General features: G+C 39.6%; 16 protein-coding genes. 5 read left to right on the top strand and 11 right to left on the bottom strand.

The genetic code is table 11. The features are described from left to right. Positions 1–14: 14 nt before the first annotated feature. Together BW724_RS04490 and BW724_RS04485 are read right to left on the bottom strand one after the other, a co-directional pair. Entirely contained in the window at positions 15–473 is a 459-nt protein-coding gene (locus tag BW724_RS04490) for a hypothetical protein (protein ID WP_088073951.1), read from the bottom strand. A 23-nt stretch (positions 474–496) separates the two neighbouring features. Continuing rightward, on the bottom strand, positions 497–2,755 hold the full coding sequence (locus BW724_RS04485; RefSeq protein ID WP_088073950.1) for an MMPL family transporter: 2,259 nt from the start codon (positions 2,753–2,755) through the stop codon (positions 497–499). Positions 2,756–2,930: 175 nt separating this feature from the next. Between BW724_RS04485 and BW724_RS04480 the strand changes: the two genes are divergently transcribed. Together BW724_RS04480 and BW724_RS04475 are read left to right on the top strand one after the other, a co-directional pair. Continuing rightward, positions 2,931–4,664: a DUF2207 domain-containing protein gene (locus tag BW724_RS04480; RefSeq protein ID WP_088073948.1), complete on the top strand. Its 1,734-nt coding sequence runs from the start codon at positions 2,931–2,933 to the stop codon at positions 4,662–4,664. 81 nt (positions 4,665–4,745) lie between these two features. Continuing rightward, positions 4,746–5,171, top strand: coding sequence for an RDD family protein (locus BW724_RS04475; RefSeq protein WP_088073947.1), 426 nt, complete (start codon positions 4,746–4,748; stop codon positions 5,169–5,171). Between the two features lie 2,024 nt (positions 5,172–7,195). Here the strand turns inward: BW724_RS04475 and BW724_RS04470 are convergent. Together BW724_RS04470 and BW724_RS04465 are read right to left on the bottom strand one after the other, a co-directional pair. Beyond that, complete coding sequence (locus tag BW724_RS04470) at positions 7,196–8,623, bottom strand: HAMP domain-containing sensor histidine kinase (protein ID WP_088073945.1); 1,428 nt, start codon at positions 8,621–8,623, stop codon at positions 7,196–7,198. Then, positions 8,616–9,323, bottom strand: a complete 708-nt coding sequence (locus BW724_RS04465) for a response regulator transcription factor (RefSeq protein WP_176371292.1) — start codon at positions 9,321–9,323, stop codon at positions 8,616–8,618. Before BW724_RS04465 ends, BW724_RS04470 begins: the two co-directional genes overlap by 8 nt. A 180-nt stretch (positions 9,324–9,503) precedes the next feature. On the opposite strand from BW724_RS04465, the gene BW724_RS04460 reads away from it, so the two are divergent. Next, positions 9,504–10,013, top strand: a complete 510-nt coding sequence (locus BW724_RS04460; protein ID WP_088073944.1) for an NUDIX hydrolase — start codon at positions 9,504–9,506, stop codon at positions 10,011–10,013. A gap of 64 nt (positions 10,014–10,077) precedes the next feature. Here the strand turns inward: BW724_RS04460 and BW724_RS04455 are convergent, their stop codons facing one another. Further along, a complete protein-coding gene (locus BW724_RS04455; protein WP_088077686.1) occupies positions 10,078–10,644 on the bottom strand; it encodes a Uma2 family endonuclease in 567 nt (188 codons plus the stop codon). 136 nt (positions 10,645–10,780) lie between these two features. Continuing rightward, entirely contained in the window at positions 10,781–11,665 is an 885-nt protein-coding gene (locus BW724_RS04450; protein ID WP_088073942.1) for an Rpn family recombination-promoting nuclease/putative transposase, read from the bottom strand. A gap of 249 nt (positions 11,666–11,914) precedes the next feature. On the opposite strand from BW724_RS04450, the gene BW724_RS04445 reads away from it, so the two are divergent. After that, entirely contained in the window at positions 11,915–13,501 is a 1,587-nt protein-coding gene (locus tag BW724_RS04445; RefSeq protein ID WP_176371291.1) for a GGDEF domain-containing protein, read from the top strand. Further along, on the top strand, positions 13,498–13,986 hold the full coding sequence (locus tag BW724_RS04440) for a hypothetical protein (RefSeq protein ID WP_088073938.1): 489 nt from the start codon (positions 13,498–13,500) through the stop codon (positions 13,984–13,986). Before BW724_RS04445 ends, BW724_RS04440 begins: the two co-directional genes overlap by 4 nt. A gap of 158 nt (positions 13,987–14,144) precedes the next feature. Here BW724_RS04440 and BW724_RS04435 read toward each other — a convergent pair whose 3' ends face one another. The 5 genes from BW724_RS04435 to BW724_RS04420 form a co-directional block, all read right to left on the bottom strand. Next, a complete protein-coding gene (locus BW724_RS04435; protein WP_235848894.1) occupies positions 14,145–14,732 on the bottom strand; it encodes a GNAT family N-acetyltransferase in 588 nt (195 codons plus the stop codon). Between the two features lie 172 nt (positions 14,733–14,904). Next, the gene (locus BW724_RS23480; protein WP_176371233.1) at positions 14,905–15,081 is read right to left on the bottom strand and encodes a hypothetical protein; all 177 of its coding nucleotides are present in this window, start codon (positions 15,079–15,081) and stop codon (positions 14,905–14,907) included. Between the two features lie 487 nt (positions 15,082–15,568). Beyond that, entirely contained in the window at positions 15,569–16,432 is an 864-nt protein-coding gene (locus tag BW724_RS04430; protein ID WP_088073936.1) for a permease, read from the bottom strand. Between the two features lie 93 nt (positions 16,433–16,525). After that, positions 16,526–16,843, bottom strand: coding sequence for an ArsR/SmtB family transcription factor (locus tag BW724_RS04425; protein WP_088073935.1), 318 nt, complete (start codon positions 16,841–16,843; stop codon positions 16,526–16,528). Positions 16,844–17,068: 225 nt separating this feature from the next. Next, on the bottom strand, positions 17,069–17,506 hold the full coding sequence (locus tag BW724_RS04420; RefSeq protein WP_088073933.1) for a DUF1801 domain-containing protein: 438 nt from the start codon (positions 17,504–17,506) through the stop codon (positions 17,069–17,071). Positions 17,507–17,537: the final 31 nt, after the last annotated feature.

Raw genomic sequence — 17,537 nt, 5'->3', positions numbered from 1 at the left:
GGTTAAATCATCACTTAACTAATCCTTAACCCAACTACAACAACGACTAACATTGCTAATGCAGCAGAGGCAAAAAGATAATTCGTATAGTGAAGGCTCAGTGATTCTAGCGATTTTTCTTTCTTCATTGGTATCCCACTGATTTTTTTCCGGAGCTTCCTACTGTAAATGGACATTGCAATAACCGTAAATAAGATAATAATAGATCCTGCTTGTTCCATGAACATTAAGTAAAACGGCATCGAATCTCGATTAAACTGGAGGATCATTAAGGTGCCTGTAATCAAGACGATAACAGCACTTGGGAGAATTCCTGCATTTACCCAAAGCCTAATGCGATTCAAGATAAACGTGTAGTTCTCCATTCCTTTCTCAGAATTCACTAAAGAACGAAGAAGATAACCAAATGCAACGAAGGAACCGATCCAAAGAATAACTCCGATCATGTGCAAAATATAGTAAGTATTGTACATCACTAACTCAACCTTTCTTCATTTTATTCATCTTCCACAACAGTTTTACTAGTCTCTGCAAGCTTTGCGTCCTTCGATGGCCACCAATTCCATTTCCCTAGAACTGTGACAATTGCAGGCACTAGCATTCCTCTAATTAAAAATGCGTCCATTAAGATACCTAAGCTTACAATAAACCCAAACAAGAAGAGTTCCATGATTGGTTGCGTTGTTAAAACAGCAAAGGTAGCTGCTAGAATGACACCTGCAGAAGATATGACTCCACCAGTTAAGGCGACACCTCGCTGAACAGCGTCCCTAATATGAAACTTCTTGTTTTCTTCGCGAATACGCGAAATGAGCATAATGTTGTAATCTACGCCTAACGCAACAAGGAAAACAAAGGAATACAATGGAATCCGATAACTCATCTCTTCAAATCCTAAAAAGTTCTCAAATAAGAACCAACTAATTCCTAGTGCTGACAAATAGGAAAGGAGAATTGTAGCCATCATGTATACAGGTGCTACAATCGAGCGCGTATGCCATACAAGCATGATAAGAATGACGAGCGTAACGACAGCACCAATTACGATTGTGTCCCTATTGCTTAGGGCTCTTACATCACTTTGACTTGCCGTTTCCCCAGCGAAATAGAGTTGGAATTCACTTGAGTCAAAACCACTTTCCTCCAGTAATGCCCCTTGTGTGTCGATTAGCACTTCAATCGTATCCAAGGCGCCATGGTCATAAGGGTTGTCTTCTAAAATGAGCTCAAGTCTGAGGGCTTGGAGTACCTCACCTGCAACGTCACTAGCTTCATTCTCGACGTCCCCTTCTTCCCCGTTTCCACCTTGATTTTCACCTTGTCCATTTTCACCTCTGTTTTCAGACAAACTAACATCGTAAACTCCTGGGACGGCAAGCAATTGACTTTGTAAGTCTTCAAGCTGAGCCATCATTCCATCCTCGTCTAAAACAAAGCCACCTTCGTTTTCCAACAGGACAGTAACTGGCGCTAACTCTCCAGGTGGAAAGCTCTCCTCCATTTTTTCGAATCCAATTCTTGAGCTCATGTCTTCAGGAAACGAGTTAAGAAGATTAAACGAATATTGAATGGAAGGAACATTTAAAGCATTGATAATAAGAAAAAGTAAAACGATTCCCCCAGTTAGCCATGGCTTCTTTGTAACGATTGAGCCAATGCCACCCCAGAAGCGATTCTTCTTGAGCGTCTCTTCTCCTACGGAAGGTATAAATGGCCAGAATGCCTTTCGCCCGAACAGTGTAAATAATGCAGGAACAAGGGTCAGTCCTGCTAAAAGGACGAAAACAATCGTGATAGCAAAGGTCGGCGCAAAGTTTTGATACGGCCCATAATAAGCAAGCAACAGGACAAGCATTGCTGCAAGAACTGTTCCACCGCTAAAGAATAATGGCTCAGCGACTCCCTTCACTGCCCGACTCATAGCTTCATACTTGTTTTCCACGAGGCGCAGTTCCTCCCTGAAACGTGAGAAGATAAATAAACTGTAATCCGTTGTGGCTCCAAACAGTAGGATCATCACGATGGATAAGCTTTGTGATTCTATCGTGAACACGCCTGCTGATGCGAGTAGTCCGAGCACCCGATCCACAACTTGATACACGAACGCAATTGCTAGGAGTGGCAAGAATGCAAGGAGTGGCGAGCGATAGATCACAATCAATAAGACCAGCACTAATGCTATCGTGGAAAACAATAGGACAAGATCTGCATTTGTAAAAATAGCAATCGTGTCTGATGCAATTCCAGCTGGACCTGTGACATAAAGGTCGCCATCAATTAGCAAGTCATTTCCGAATTCATCGATGGCTGTGATTGTGTCATTGATTTCTGCCATTTCTAGCCCTTTTTCTAACGTCGCCGGTAAAACAAGTGTTTTTCCGTTTTCAGATAAGAAGAGTTCCTTCACTTGATCTGGGAACATATGAAAGGGAACGATACCTTCGAGATTCAATTCATCGTGATCAAAGGCCCATTCACTAATTTCACTTACCTGATCCCAGTTATCACTCGTCCATTCTTCCTCTGTGGAAAACACGAGTAATGCAAGTAATCCATCGTCATTTGGAAAATACTCTTTTACTTTTTCCGAGGTAATGACGGACTGTGCGTCTTCTGGTAAATCATTTTCTCCTGTATTAATCGTATAATCATTGGCTGATGGTGCAGCACTTAGTAACCCTGCTGCAAGTACCCAAAGAATGATGGTAATCCACACGTATTTTCTTTTTGATGTAAGCTTTGAAAAAAATGTCATTGTCATCCCCGCTTTATATTTAGTTAAATCACACGTATTAAAGAATACTTGTACAATGTTAACACAGTGTTAACAAGGATAAGAAGTTTGTCCCTCAAACAAAAGTGATACAATGTTAGCAAATGGGAACCATTCTGCTTTCTAATACGTAATAAAAGAAAAGGAGGGACGACAAATGTATAGAAAACTATTGAGTTTCTTTTTGTTGCTAGTTATATTTTTATTTCCTATGCAGGCATTCGCTGCTGACTATACAATTACTGATTTTGAGATTAATGCTTATTTACAAGAGGACGGGACTGTTTTCGTCGAGGAGCAGCACACATACGACTTTGACGGAGAGTTCGGTGGGATTATTCGATCCCTAATCCCTAATACCGGGGCGGAAATTCGTTCAATAGAAGCTTTCGAAGGGGACACACCGTTACAAATTGAAGTTGATTTTCCAGATTATCGGATTCACCGCTCTGGGAATGATGAGACAATTACCATTGATCTACAGTACGAAATCATTGATGGGGTAACTGTTTATGAGGACGTCGCAGATTTTTACTGGTCGTTTTTCGATAAGAGCAACCCTTCCACTTATGAAAACTTGACGATAAATGTATTTCCACCAGAAGCAATTCCTTCAACAGACGACGTCATTGCCTTTGGATACGACGAAGCATTCCAAACAGAAAATATTCTCCAGAATGGGCAGGTTCAATTCGCGTTTGGCAAGGTCCCTAGTAAGGAAAATGGAGACATACGGGTCGCCTATGATGCCAGCCTTTTCCCTACGGCGACAAACACTTCTGCAGGTAGCAAGGCGTCAGAATTAGAAGCAGCACATCAAGAAATGATCGACGCCGCCATCGCCCGCGCTGAACAACGAGAAACGGTGCAATCGATCGGGAATTATTTACTGCCTGTTCTTGGCCTAATCTTCTTGTTTTTCATCAGCAAAGCTTGGTTAGTTGCAAAACGAAAGCACGATGCAATCAACCGAGAGTTGGATATTGGAGGGCAAGGTTTCGTACCTCAAGGAAAGCTGTCCATGCCAGCTACCATTGTTTTTACCAACCATCAGCAATTCCTACCTGAAACTGCGGCAGCAGCACTGTTGGATTTGGTTCGTAAAGGTCATGTGAAAAAACTGGAGGAGAATCAGTTTGAATTAGTTGATCGACACAACTTATTAGAGCATGAGGAGTTGTTAGTCTCGTGGCTGTTTGATGAAATCGGGGAAAATGAACTATTCAGCTTCGAAGGTTTAGAAGATTACACGAAAATAGAAGAAAACAGCGACAAATATTATCAGCATCAAGCACAATGGCAGAAAGCAGTAAAAGACGAAATTAAGAAAGCCGCGCTTTATGAAAACAAATGGCAGACACAACTCATGATAGGCGTGTTCAGCCTAGTATCAATCGGCTTCGGGGTTTTCTGTATCATGAACGATTTAATTGCCATGTTTTTCATCAGTCTCGTCTTAACAGTATGTTTATTTACACTTGCTATCAGCTACCGACCGCACACATGGGAAGGTTCAGAAATCATATTGGAATGGCAAAAATTCAAAAAAGAATTCACGTCAATTTCAGGTAATGATTGGCAAGGCTTGTCTGAGGACGATAAGATGCGAGCCTTCATTTACTCCCTTGGCATCAACGAAAAGAAACTGAAGACTAAAAATGAATCGTTAATCAACGCTTTTCAAATGCCTGCTAGTGGAGGGCTTGGATACCAAACGGGAAATGTATACAGTTTCGATCCTAGTTGGCTCTTGATTGGAGCTCTCGCTTCTTCTTCCTTTAAGACTGCAAATAGTAACACCTCCGTTGATACAAGTAGCTCAAGTGGTGGTTTCGGCGGTGGTGGCGGTGCAGGTGGTGCTGGCGGCGGTGGAGGATCTGGAGCATTTTAGTAGCTATTTAAGTTGGTTCTTTTTCACTACAGGTCAAATTATAATATAGTTAAACCATACTAATAAAAAGGGGTTGCTTAGATGTATGATGTAGATAACCCAGCCGGTTTTTGGGTAAGACTTGGTGCAAATATCGTAGACGGCTTAATTCTATTTTTCCCACTTGGTATTATTTCATTAATTGTCTCAGGTCATTTTTTTACTGACGGCTTTCATTTTACTGATTTACTAAGCACGTTGTACTACATTATTTTGCCAGTCGTTTGGTATGGATATACTCTTGGAAAACGAGCAGTAGGAGTTCGAATTGCTAGAGTAGACGGGGAAAAAGTTGGTTTAGGCACGATGCTATTAAGGGATATTGTTGGCGGCTTAGTTTATATCATAACATTTGGAATCGGACTGATTGTTAGTGCATTTATGGTTGGCTTAAGGGAGGATAAAAGGTCCATTCATGACTTTATTGCAGGGACATATGTAACTTATAATCCTCCAGACGTTGAGTAAGTAAGGGTATGGACGGATATGGAAGTTTACGATTGAAGATTTGGTAGTTTAGATTGAAGGTTGAAGGTTGCATATTTGAGCTCGGAAGTTGAAGTCCTTAGTTGAAGGTGGCAATTTAGAGGTTGTAGGTGTTAAATTGGTGATTGCTAGTTAGAAGTTGGAAATTTAAGCTTGCAGGGTTGAAGTTGATGATTGCTATTTAGAAGTTGGAGTGCACCCCGTTGGTCTATTGACTTATGGGGTGCTTTTTTGTGCATTTTGTTTCTTCTTGGTTTGAGGTGGGGTATTGGTTTGCTTTGGAAATGTCCTCACTTTCTATATGTGGGGGGAAGGGCGATCTGGTATGAGATCCTCGGTTTTCCGTTTCTCATACCTGATCGACCCTTGATCTGGTATGAGATCCGGCATTTTCCGTTTTTCATACCTGATCGGGCCTTGATCTGGTATGAGATCTTGAAATTTTCGTTTCTCATACCTGATCGGACCTGGATCTGGTATGAGATCCGGCGTTTTCCATTTCTCATACCTGATCAGCCCTTGATCAGGTATGAGATCCGCCGTTTTCCGTTTCTCATACCTGATCGGGCCTTGATCTGGTATGAAATTCTCAGTTTTCCGTTTCTCATACCTGATCGGACCTTGATCAGGTATGAGATTCGCCGTTTCCCAATTCTCATACCGGATCGGCCCTTGATCTGGTATGAGATCCGCCGTTTCCCGTTTCTCATACCTAATCGACCCTTAATCTGGTATGAGATCCTCGGTTTTCCGTTTCTCATACCTGATCGGGCCTTGATCTGGTATGAGATCCGCTATTTTCCGTTTCTCATACCTGATCGGGCCTTGATCTCGTATGAGATCCGACTTTTTCCGTTTCTCATACCTAATCGGCCCTTGCTCTGGTATGAGATCCGCTATTTTCCGTTTCTCATACCTGATCGGGCCTTGATCTCGTATGAGATCCGACTTTTTCCGTTTCTCATACCTAATCGGCCCTTGCTCTGGTATGAGATCCGCTATTTTCCGTTTCTCATACCTGATCGGGCCTTGATCTCGTATGAGATCCGACTTTTTCCGTTTCTCATACCTAATCGGCCCTTGCTCTGGTATGAGATCCGCTATTTTCCGTTTCTCATACCTGATCGGGCCTTGATCTCGTATGAGATCCGACTTTTTCCGTTTCTCATACCTAATCGGCCCTTGCTCTGGTATGAGATCCGCTATTTTCCGTTTCTCATACCTGATCGGGCCTTGATCTCGTATGAGATCCGACTTTTTCCGTTTCTCATACCTAATCGGCCCTTGCTCTGGTATGAGATCCGCTATTTTCCGTTTCTCATACCTGATCGGGCCTTGATCTCGTATGAGATCCGACTTTTTCCGTTTCTCATACCTAATCGGCCCTTGCTCTGGTATGAGATCCGCTATTTTCCGTTTCTCATACCTGATCGGGCCTTGATCTCGTATGAGATCCGACTTTTTCCGTTTCTCATACCTAATCGGCCCTTGCTCTGGTATGAGATCCGCTATTTTCCGTTTCTCATACCTGATCGGGCCTTGATCTCGTATGAGATCCGACTTTTTCCGTTTCTCATACCTAATCGGCCCTTGCTCTGGTATGAGATCCGCTATTTTCCGTTTCTCATACCTGATCGGGCCTTGATCTCGTATGAGATCCGACTTTTTCCGTTTCTCATACCTAATCGGCCCTTGCTCTGGTATGAGATCCGCTATTTTCCGTTTCTCATACCTGATCGGGCCTTGATCTCGTATGAGATCCGACTTTTTCCGTTTCTCATACCTAATCGGCCCTTGCTCTGGTATGAGATCCGCTATTTTCCGTTTCTCATACCTGATCGGGCCTTGATCTCGTATGAGATCCGACTTTTTCCGTTTCTCATACCTAATCGGCCCTTGATCTGGTATGAGATCCGCTATTTTCCGTTTCTCATACCTGATCGGACCTTGATCTGGTATGAGATCCTCGATTAGGTACGAGATCTAACCCAAACGCCACATGCCCCTCACGTCCGACTCAATGGCAGCCGGAAGTAAAATGTCGTCCCTTCCCCTTCTTTACTTTCCACGTGAACATCTACATGATGCAGATCCATAATTGACTTCACGATCGACAAGCCGATACCAGCACCAGCTTTGTTCGTTCGCGCCTCGTCCGTTTTATAAAACCTCTTCCAAATGTGAGCTATCATGTCTTCATTAATACCAGGTCCTTGATCCTGCACACGAACCTCGACAAAGTGATGCTCCTTATTTTTATCCAGCATAATTTTTATCTCTGAAGTCCTTGGTGAAAACTGAATCCCGTTTTGTAATAAATTAATCAAAGCCTGTTCCATTCGATCCCTGTCTGCAAAAACATGAATGGGCTCATCATCAGGAACAATCCTGATTGTAACATCTTTACTCTCCAGCTGTGGCTCAAGTTTTGCCACTGTCATCTGAAGCTGTTTTGTTAAATTATATTTTTCTGGTTTTATTTTTACCTGTCCTGCTTCAAGCTGCGACATATCAAGGGTGTCATTCACAAGCTTAATCACCCGCTCCGTTTCCTCTTTCATTAATAAATACACCTTTTCCCGCCTATGAGAAGGAACCGTGCCATCGATTAAGGCAACTAGAAAGCCTTTAATAGACGTTAATGGTGAACGAAGATCATGGGAAACGTCTGCAATTAACTTATTCCTCGTTTCCTCTAGGGTACTTAGCTCTTCGGCCATATAATTGACGCTACTCCCAAGTTGTCCCAGTTCATCATTTGTTTTCACCTTAACAGTCTGGGAAAAATCCCCCTTCGCATATCTCAAAACAGTGTGATTCATCTCCTGAAGTGGCGACGTGATCTTCCTAGAAATAAACCAGAGAATTACCCCAGCAAATGCAATGGTGATCAAAAATGTTGTTAGAATATGATAGACGACTTGCTGATATTGATGGTCTAGATCATGAAACATCATGACCATCACTCCCTCGTTATGAGTCGTATGTCCCCCCTGATCTGAGCCTGGAAATTGGATTGGGGAACCGATATGATAGCTTAATACACCATCGATCCAGCCTCCTTCCGTAAATATTTCCTGGTGCAAAGCCTTTTCAAGAAACTCAAGACTAACAAGGCTAACATCAGAAGGGCTATGGGTTGGCCCATAAACAAGCTCACCAGCCTCGCTAAAAAGAAAGATACTGAACTCCTTCTGACTTAAGCTTGGCTTTAGAGAGAGCGCCACTTCCTCCTCGGTCCACTGAAACTTTTCGATCCCAACAAGCTGATCCTGAACCAACTCATAATGGTGAGTAAAAGTTTCTTCATAATCGTCGTATAACTTTAAATGAAATAAGTAAAGGAAAATGAAACCGAACAGGAGGAAGGAAAACAGAATAATCATCAAATATGTCATGAATAGTTTTGTAAAAATACTTTTAATTTTAAACACGATCCTTCACTTTCCCCTCAAATCGGTATCCAACACCCCTTATCGTTGTTACAGACCACTTTGCCCCGTGCTGCCCGAGCTTGTCCCTAATTCGTTTGATGTGGACATCGAGTGTTCGTGGATCCCCTTCAAAGTCATAGCCCCATACCTTGTCCAACAACTGCTGCCTTGATAAAACTTGATTCGGGTGACACGCAAAGTAGTGAAGGATCTCCATCTCCCTTGGTGCAAGCACGACTTCCTCCTCGTTCACATAAACACGAAACTCCGCCATATTTATAGTTACGTTATCTAAAATAATTTTCCCGTTATACTCCTCTGACAAAACGGTTCGCCTAAGTGCAGCTTTGACCCTTGCACTCAATTCATTAGGATCAAAAGGTTTCACGATGTAATCATCTGCTCCTAATCCCAGCCCGTTTACAATATCATGACTTTGCCCTTTCCCTGTTAGCATCAGAATAGGCACCTTACTATCCTCAAGGCGAATGGTTTTGCACACATCCCAGCCGTCCATCTTAGGAAGCATTAAGTCAAGAATGATACAGTCAGGTGTGCGATCAAAAAACAAAGTAAGGCCTTCTTCGCCATCGGCTGCAATAATGCTCTCATAACCCAACTTCTCCATATACATGGAAATGAGCTCTGCAATATTCGGATCGTCCTCTATAATTAAAATCTTAATTGCTTTTGCTTTCATAACGCCCCGTCCCCTCGTACTTTTTCCTCCATAGTATAAAGGAAAACCATTTACAAATGTAGTTGTCACCCAATTTTTCCATATCAATGTTAATAGAGTGTTAACAGAGAAAACACCTATATAAAGATCGCATTAATTCTTCTATAATGAAAGAACATCTACTTTTTAGGCGGTGAAATCATGCTTTTCCATCAAGTTTTTGATGATACACAGACCAATCATAACCAAATGAAAGTAAAGACGAGACAAGCCGTTCGGGCAGTGATTGTAATGCGGGGAAAAATTCTATTAGTTCGTTCTAATAGAGGGGATTTTAAATTTCCTGGTGGAGGGATTGAAATGGGAGAAAGCCATTCTGCAGCCCTACAACGGGAAATTGCAGAAGAAACAGGCTATATAAATTGTGTAGTGAAGGGAAAAATAGGTGCTGTTTTAGAAAGAAAGATCGATGTATATGATCAGGACACCATCTTTGAAATGGATTCCCATTATTACATATGTGAATGCTCAGGGGATCGAGGTAATCAAGATTTAGATGGTTACGAAGCAGAACAAGGATTTACTCCTGTGTGGATTTCCTTCGATGATGCCATCAAACAAAACGATGAGGCCAGTAGACAACTAAATTGCAATGGATGGGTGAGACGAGAAACCTTTGTTTTGAAAAATTTGAGGGAATATTTCAAATGAATAAATGGAGGGGGAATATCTTGTCACTATCAAAAATAAGAAGAAGCCTGACTGTGCCCCTTCTTCAATTAAACATATCCTTTGTATTCACTTTAAACTTTTTTATTACTAGTGACTCTACTATTTCACCTTCGGAAATTAACGTAAGCTGATATTTCCCATCATCATCTAATGTATATACCATAATAAAATTCTGCATTGGATTGATAATCCAATATTCTTTTACACCGTACTTCATATATAGATTAAGTTTAGTAACTAAATCATGAGACTGATTAGAAGGACTTAGAATTTCAATAATAAACTCCGGGACTCCCACATATTCATTTTCAGTAAACACGTCTACATTACATGTAACAAATAGGTCTGGGACAACATGTTTTATTTCATCATTTTTATTTTCTTTTTCTTTTAAGATAACATCCGTGGGAGCAGCAAAAACTTGGCAACTTCCCCCTTTTAAATGTATGTACAACTCGCCATGCAAATATGATGAGATAGCTTGATGTTTAATACTCGGAGAAGGAGACTTACAAACTACACCATTTATATATTCCAAAATCTGATCTGTTTCCTTTCTCTTCTGTAGATAATCATCATAGGAATATTGGTTCTCTTCTAATAAACTCATATTATCACCACCCTTAATTACATTATATGTAACTTTGATACTAAAAATAAACAATATAAACTAGACACCTTGATTAAAAAGCCAGTTATCCATTACACTTTAGACAACTGGCTTGCATATGATCAAAGTGACTATATTAATTCTCGTTCCTTATCTCTTCCTTCAGTCGTTCTATCTTTTCAGTTGATAACCCCGTATACGTGACTATCTCTTCCACATCTTTTCCTTGTTCCAACATACGTTGTGCAACAAGTGCTATCCCTTGTTCTATCCCTTCTTTCCTTCCTAGTTCAATACCTTTCCGTTCATAAGAAGTGATGACCTCCATGATTTTTTCACCCTCCTTCGGCTCCATTGCTTTCACCTCTTCTTTAAATTTATGCTCTTCCTCTTCATTTAAAGTCAAATAGGTTTCAAAAAAACCAGTTAAAAGTGTCTGTTTAGCAGGGTCTAACTCTAATCGAATCAAGATTCTAAAAAACTCTTTCTTAATCTCTACTTTCTCATCATTAGTATACCCCATTTTGCTCAAAAGTGCCGCTGCAACAGGATTTTCTTGTCTAATATATTCTCGCCAGTTTTTCTTTTTCAGCTCTACAGAAAGATAATTAAATTGAAGTATATCTGCGAAAGGAAATGTTAATGTATAAGAATTGGGTTCAGCACGTGGAGTTTCATAACTAAAGATAGCAATTGGAAGTATTTTTCGACGGTGTTTTTGGAAAATGCGACTAAAGTAGACAAACATTCGTTCATTGAAATGGTGTTGATACGTAGATTGAGCTTCAATATGAATAATAATGAGACTTTCTTCACCTTTTAATTGTGTTTCGACAAGTAAATCAACTTCATGCTTGTCTCCACCCGTCACATCAGTAAACAGTTCTTGTGGTAAAAAGCGGACGTTTCTAAAATCTATTTGTTCACACGCTTCAGGGAAAAACAACAGCATAAACTCTTCAAAAAAATTAGAAATTAACTCCTTGAACAGCCGATCATGATCAGTGCGAGATTCTCCCACCTTAACCAATCCTCCCCTATTAAAGTCCATATGAATCTACTAATCACTTTAACCATACACCGAACAAATATTCCCGTCAAGTTTTATTCGAAGAAAGACGCTTCATGATATACTTTTAGAAAATACTCCATTAGATTTTACACAATCACCACTCTCCTTTATGATAAAATAGAACTAGGACAATACGACCACAATATCAACCATAAAAATAGAATCTAAACTTACATACTGTGAAAATAGGTGATGTTGATGCATATATTAATCGGAATCATAAATTTAATTGTTCTTATCCTATTAAATACTGCTAGATTTGCTTTTTCCAAGAATGTCAATAAAGGCATTCTTATCTCTAGCTCCCTTTTGTTCACAACAATTAACGGCATTTTATTTGGCATACACCACTATTTGTGGATGGTACTCTTCATTCTCCTTGTTACAACCGTCTCGTATATGGTAGTGGGGGGGATTGTTGCAACGATCATCCTTTATGTACCGATGTACTTCAGTGGATTAATTCCCAGCGAGTGGGCGATTTTGATCCTATTGGGTTATGCGGGATTCGTTGTGATAACTAACGCCATTTCATCATTTATGCTTAAGAGCAATCTACGTATTGACGATTGGCAAAAACGATTTTATTTACAGTCAAAAAATCTACATGTCCTGAGGGAAGTATCCCTTGCCCTTCAGAGTACACTTAATATTGAAAAGCTCTTACATATTTTTCTTACCTCCATCACAGCTGGATATGGACTCGGTTTTAATAGAGCCATTTTATTTTTGCAAAAAGAAGAAAGCGCTACCTTCACAGGAAAACTTGGGATTGGGCCTCTGACAGTAGAGCAAGGTCTAACCATTTGGGAGAGCGTCACAGAAAATAAGTGGCGCCTGAAGGATCTGATTCAAATGCAAGAAAAAGCTGTCAATGATGACCATGAATTAAATCAGATTGTTCGTGACTTCTCCTTCCATACAGATTCGGAAACTTCTCTCATGAGTAGGATTGTTTCTATGAAAGAACCATTTATTATTGAAGCAAACAACGGTACTGATGATCAGACGATTCAATCCATTCGAGAGACATTCTCTATGGAGCAGCTGGCCGTCATTCCCCTCGTTAGTCGGGGGAAAACTATCGGTATCCTGCTCATCGATAATATCGTCAATCGAAATCCTATTAAATATGAAGACGTCGATAACATCGTTCCGTTAGCAACGCAAACGGCAATGGCGATTGAAAACGCGGCCTTATATGAGCAAACAAATAAAATGGCCATTAAGGACGGCTTGACAGGATTGTATAACAAGCGTTTCATGGATCGTATGCTCCCACACTTGCAAGAATCAGCAATGTCTACGAACGAACCATTATCTGCACTGATTCTAGATTTGGATTTTTTCAAACGATTCAACGATACGCATGGACACTTATTAGGTAATGAAGTCTTGATTCAATTTAGTGAAGTCGTGAGTTCTATCGTACAGAAGGAAGATATCGTATGCCGCTTTGGTGGCGAAGAATTTGTTGTTCTACTACCGAAGCAAGATCTGAATGAAGCAATACTTGTCGGGGAAAAAATAGTGGAAGCTGTTAGAACGCATCCGTTTCCTGGAAGAGAAAGTCAACCCAATGGCAAGCTAACAGTAAGTATCGGTGCCGCCGTCTGGCAACCTGGCGATGGAGCTGGCAGTGGTTGTGGACTTTCCGAGGAAGATTTCGATGGCGTTGGCTCCATCAATGCATTACTAGAAAACGCCGATAAAGCAGTATATCGAGCGAAGGAGCTTGGGAAAGATCAAGTCTATCCTGCTAGAGTAAGGGGGGATAAAAAATGAACCTCCTTCCTACCATCCTATTTTTCATCTTAGCTGTCATCATTCTGTTATCAAGCCGTCCATTTATGTATTGGGTCCTACGCTGGAAAACGGAAAGGAGATTAAGGAAGTTTCAAACAAGCCTAGACGATCTTCATTTTTCCTTTGAAGAGCTGGCATACTTTGTTTCATTACCTAATCGAATGCCACTGCTAGCATCGGCGCGTTTCGAGGATATCGTTTGTGAACCGGACTTTGTATCGTTCCTGTTCCCAAAGCTTAAAGGCCTGAAATTCTATGTTCGGAAAAATAATGAGGAATTGCTCATCGCGTATATTTACGTGAAGCATTTCCGCTCTCCTTACTTTGATACTTTGGTATTTAAAAATAAAATCAACGACCAACAATATCATGAAATGAACGAATATATCCTCCTAGAACCAAGTACGCAAAAAGCGTTTCTAGAAGAGGTTTACAGTAGGGTAAAGGGACAGGGGGACAGGTGAATTGGCCCTCCTCCCCAATCTAGAATAGCCAAGAATGCAAATCATCTTGGCTATTCTAATCGCTTTAGCTTGCGAATTAAAAGCGACATCAGTTATTAACTCTAAAAATACTGTTCCCACACCACTCCGGACGGGAAAACCTCAAGGGTCACTCGTCATTAAGCATTCTCATACATGGAATAATCAATATAGCCTGTTATTCCCTCCAACGACCCTTCATACATTTCTTGGACCATCATGCACTCTGGATGTTCTTGTGGAAACTCACAGTTTTCCGATGGAAATATATGATATTGACTAGATGTGACAAAACCAACCTTGTTATAAAAAGCAGGATTTCCTTCTACTGTCACTGCCTTGTAGCCACGCTTTCTTACTTCTTCTAACCCTAGTAACAGCATCTCTTTCCCAATACCTTGGCGAAGATAGGTTGGCTTCACAGCTACAGGGGCAAGCATAACTACCTCTGTTTTAACAATATCCTTATCATAATTTCCCGCCTCAAAGGTTTTCCCCAGAGGGAAATGGGAAAACAAAAAGTGGCCAACCATTTCACCATCTTTTTCCGCTACAAAAGACAATTCTGGTATGTAGTATTTCCCCTGCCTGATTTCATTGATCAGAGCTACCTCACCGACGCCGTCCGAATACTCCGTTCCCTTCTGAAAGGACTCCTTCACCATCATCTCAATCACTTCATAGTCTTGGGCTTGTTCTGGTCTAATGATAATTTTACCCTTGTCCAACACGTTCCCCTCCCTATTTTTCGATAGTACTGTAAAAGCGCTGTATTGCGGGTTGTGCTATTCTGGCAATGCGCCTATCGTAATCAGAGTGGCTCCCACTAACTCCCCAGCGAATAGGACCGCTTTGAACAATAACTAAAGCCAGCTAGTCACTCATTGAAAATACACTACTTTACAATTTATTAGGAAAAAGCTTACTTCCTATCAAACTACCAACTAAAGCGGACAAACCAGCGATAATAACTTTGGCTATTAAGCTTGTTGTGTGTATAAAATACTCAGATAAGAAAACTGCAATTCCAACAAACATGCCTGTAAACAAGACCATTCCTAATTGATTGCTATTCACTACTGCCACCTCCAATATGAGACAAGTTACTGTAGGAGTTGATTTCCCTAGGTTATTATTCTATACGACTCTTAGGCCTTGATAGTTCCCAGCTATAATAAATGAATGCTATGATTTTGGTGGTCTGGGTAAAAAACAGCAAATTTACTCACAATTATTTAAGCATAATTTTCCAAGTTGTAGATATAAAAAAAGAGCTGCAACTACTGCAACTCTCGGTTTTCCTTTGCTCGAGTAAAATAAGAACCAACTCTTAAAAGTATCTATAAGTTTTACTCAAACATAGTAATCATAATTAATCTATCATCTATTTTTTTGACGAATTAGACTCAGGTTTAAGTTCTTTAATTTCAATATTACAACATGTTGCTATTTTCTTCGCTTTAAAGTTTTGATTCAATTTTTTTATTAGCTTTTTCATTATAATCCCTCCTTTATAAAGAAGTTACTTAATATACTCCGTTCACTTCCATATAATGAGTGAACATCATATGAAGTAAAAAACAAATCCTGAAATCGTAGACATTGAAATAACTGAAAATACAAAAGTGACGATTAACTCTTTTCTAAAAATTGATTTTAATAAAACTAATTCAGGTAAACTCGCTCCAGCTGAACTAATCATCATTGCCATTACTGGGCCTAATGCCATTCCATTGACAATTAGAATTTGTGAAATAGGAATCATACTTGCCAATCGTATATATAGTGGAATTCCGACAATAGCTGCAATTGGAATAAGCCACCAATCGTCTCCACCAAAGTAAGTACTAATCATTTCTGCGGGAACAATACCATGTATAATCGCACCTATGGCTGCTCCTAATAATAGATAAGGATATACGCTCTTCATTAGATTCCACGTATCCTGCCATGCATACTTCCATGAAAACCTCTTTTCAGATGGTTTATATCCACTCATAACCACTTGTTTTACAGCCTTTTCAAAACCAAATTTATCTAGTAATAACCCTATCGTTAATGAGATGCTTGCCGTGATTAATATATATATGATTGTCACTTTCCAGCCCATAATCACTGTCATGATTGTAAGTATCGTTGGATCAAGTACAGGTGATGCAAATAAGAAAACCATTACTACCCCAAACCTCACTTGATTTTTCAACAAATTCACAATGATGGGTATTGTTGAACACGAACAGAATGGTGTGATAAAAGCAAAGAATAAGGCAACTAAGCCTGCAAGTATTACATGTGAATTTTTAAGTTTTTTCTCCACCTTTTCATATGGAATATAACTTTGAAACAAATTAAGAAAAAATGACACGCCAACAAATAGAACAGTTAGTTTTAAAGCAATAGAGACAAAACTATTAATGGTTTCTAACATACATACTCTCCCCCTTGTCATTATCATTTGCGAATTTTTATTAAATCAAGAAAATTTGATATATGTAATAAAAAGAATTCCCAGCTTTTCGTATTACTTAGCCGGGCGAAAAACGCAGCAAAGCTCTTCTGATAGTAGATGATTCATCACATCAGAATTAACGCTATAATAATTCCACGTTCCTTTTTTCTCACGGGTAATTATATTTGTATCCAACAAGATCTTTAAATGATAAGATAATTTCGATTGCGGAAGATCAAGAAGCTCAGTAAGGTCACAAACGCATGTAGATCCCTTTTCACATAAAATAGATATGAGTTGTAATCTCTTCTTATCAGCCAAAGCTTTAAATAGCTTCTCATAATATGAAAAATCGTGTCCTTTTTCATTAAGGGGGATGTTTAGTTTCATTTTTTCTCACCTCTCCACAACATCAAAAATATTTGATCTATCGTCATTGTAATCACATTCATTTCAAAAAGCAAGCATTAAATCAAAAAAAGTTGATGTATAATTTAATGAAATTATATAGTTTATGTTAGTGGAATTGCTCTTTTCAACTTTACGCCCATTTATAAATATAGAAAAGAGCTGCAACATCATAGCAACTCGAGTCTTTCACCAACAGTTTTTTATTTATTTCACTTTTTCATATTTTCCTATCCAGTCTTTTACTGTCATTTTAGAAACAAGTTCTCCTATAAGTTGATAGGGAATTTTCTTCGGGTTTGTAAATCGAATACAGCTTTTTCCCATATTTAATTTAGTATCCACATGATTCGGGTATTCTTCTGTAAACCATTGATATAATTCTTGATCGGCATAAACACCCATATGATAAACAGCTATATGTTTTTTCTGTGCCGCAATACTTATAAACGGTAAAGGTGTATCCTTTTTACAATGATAGCCATCTGGATAAGTCGACAATGGAACCACATAAGATGGCATTCCATATTGCATTTCAGCCTCAAAACCTTTTGGAATATTTTCATCAATTACCTGTTTAAGTTGAATGAATGAGTCTTTCCATTTATTATCCAAATTATTGATGTATCGTTCTATATCAGACATCTATTTTCACTCCTCTTCATATGGTTTCTAT

Origin of the sequence: Litchfieldia alkalitelluris (genome assembly GCF_002153425.1) — a bacterium.
GTDB lineage: Bacteria > Bacillota > Bacilli > Bacillales > Salisediminibacteriaceae > Evansella > Evansella alkalicola.
This window is presented reverse-complemented; position numbering and strand designations above follow the sequence as displayed.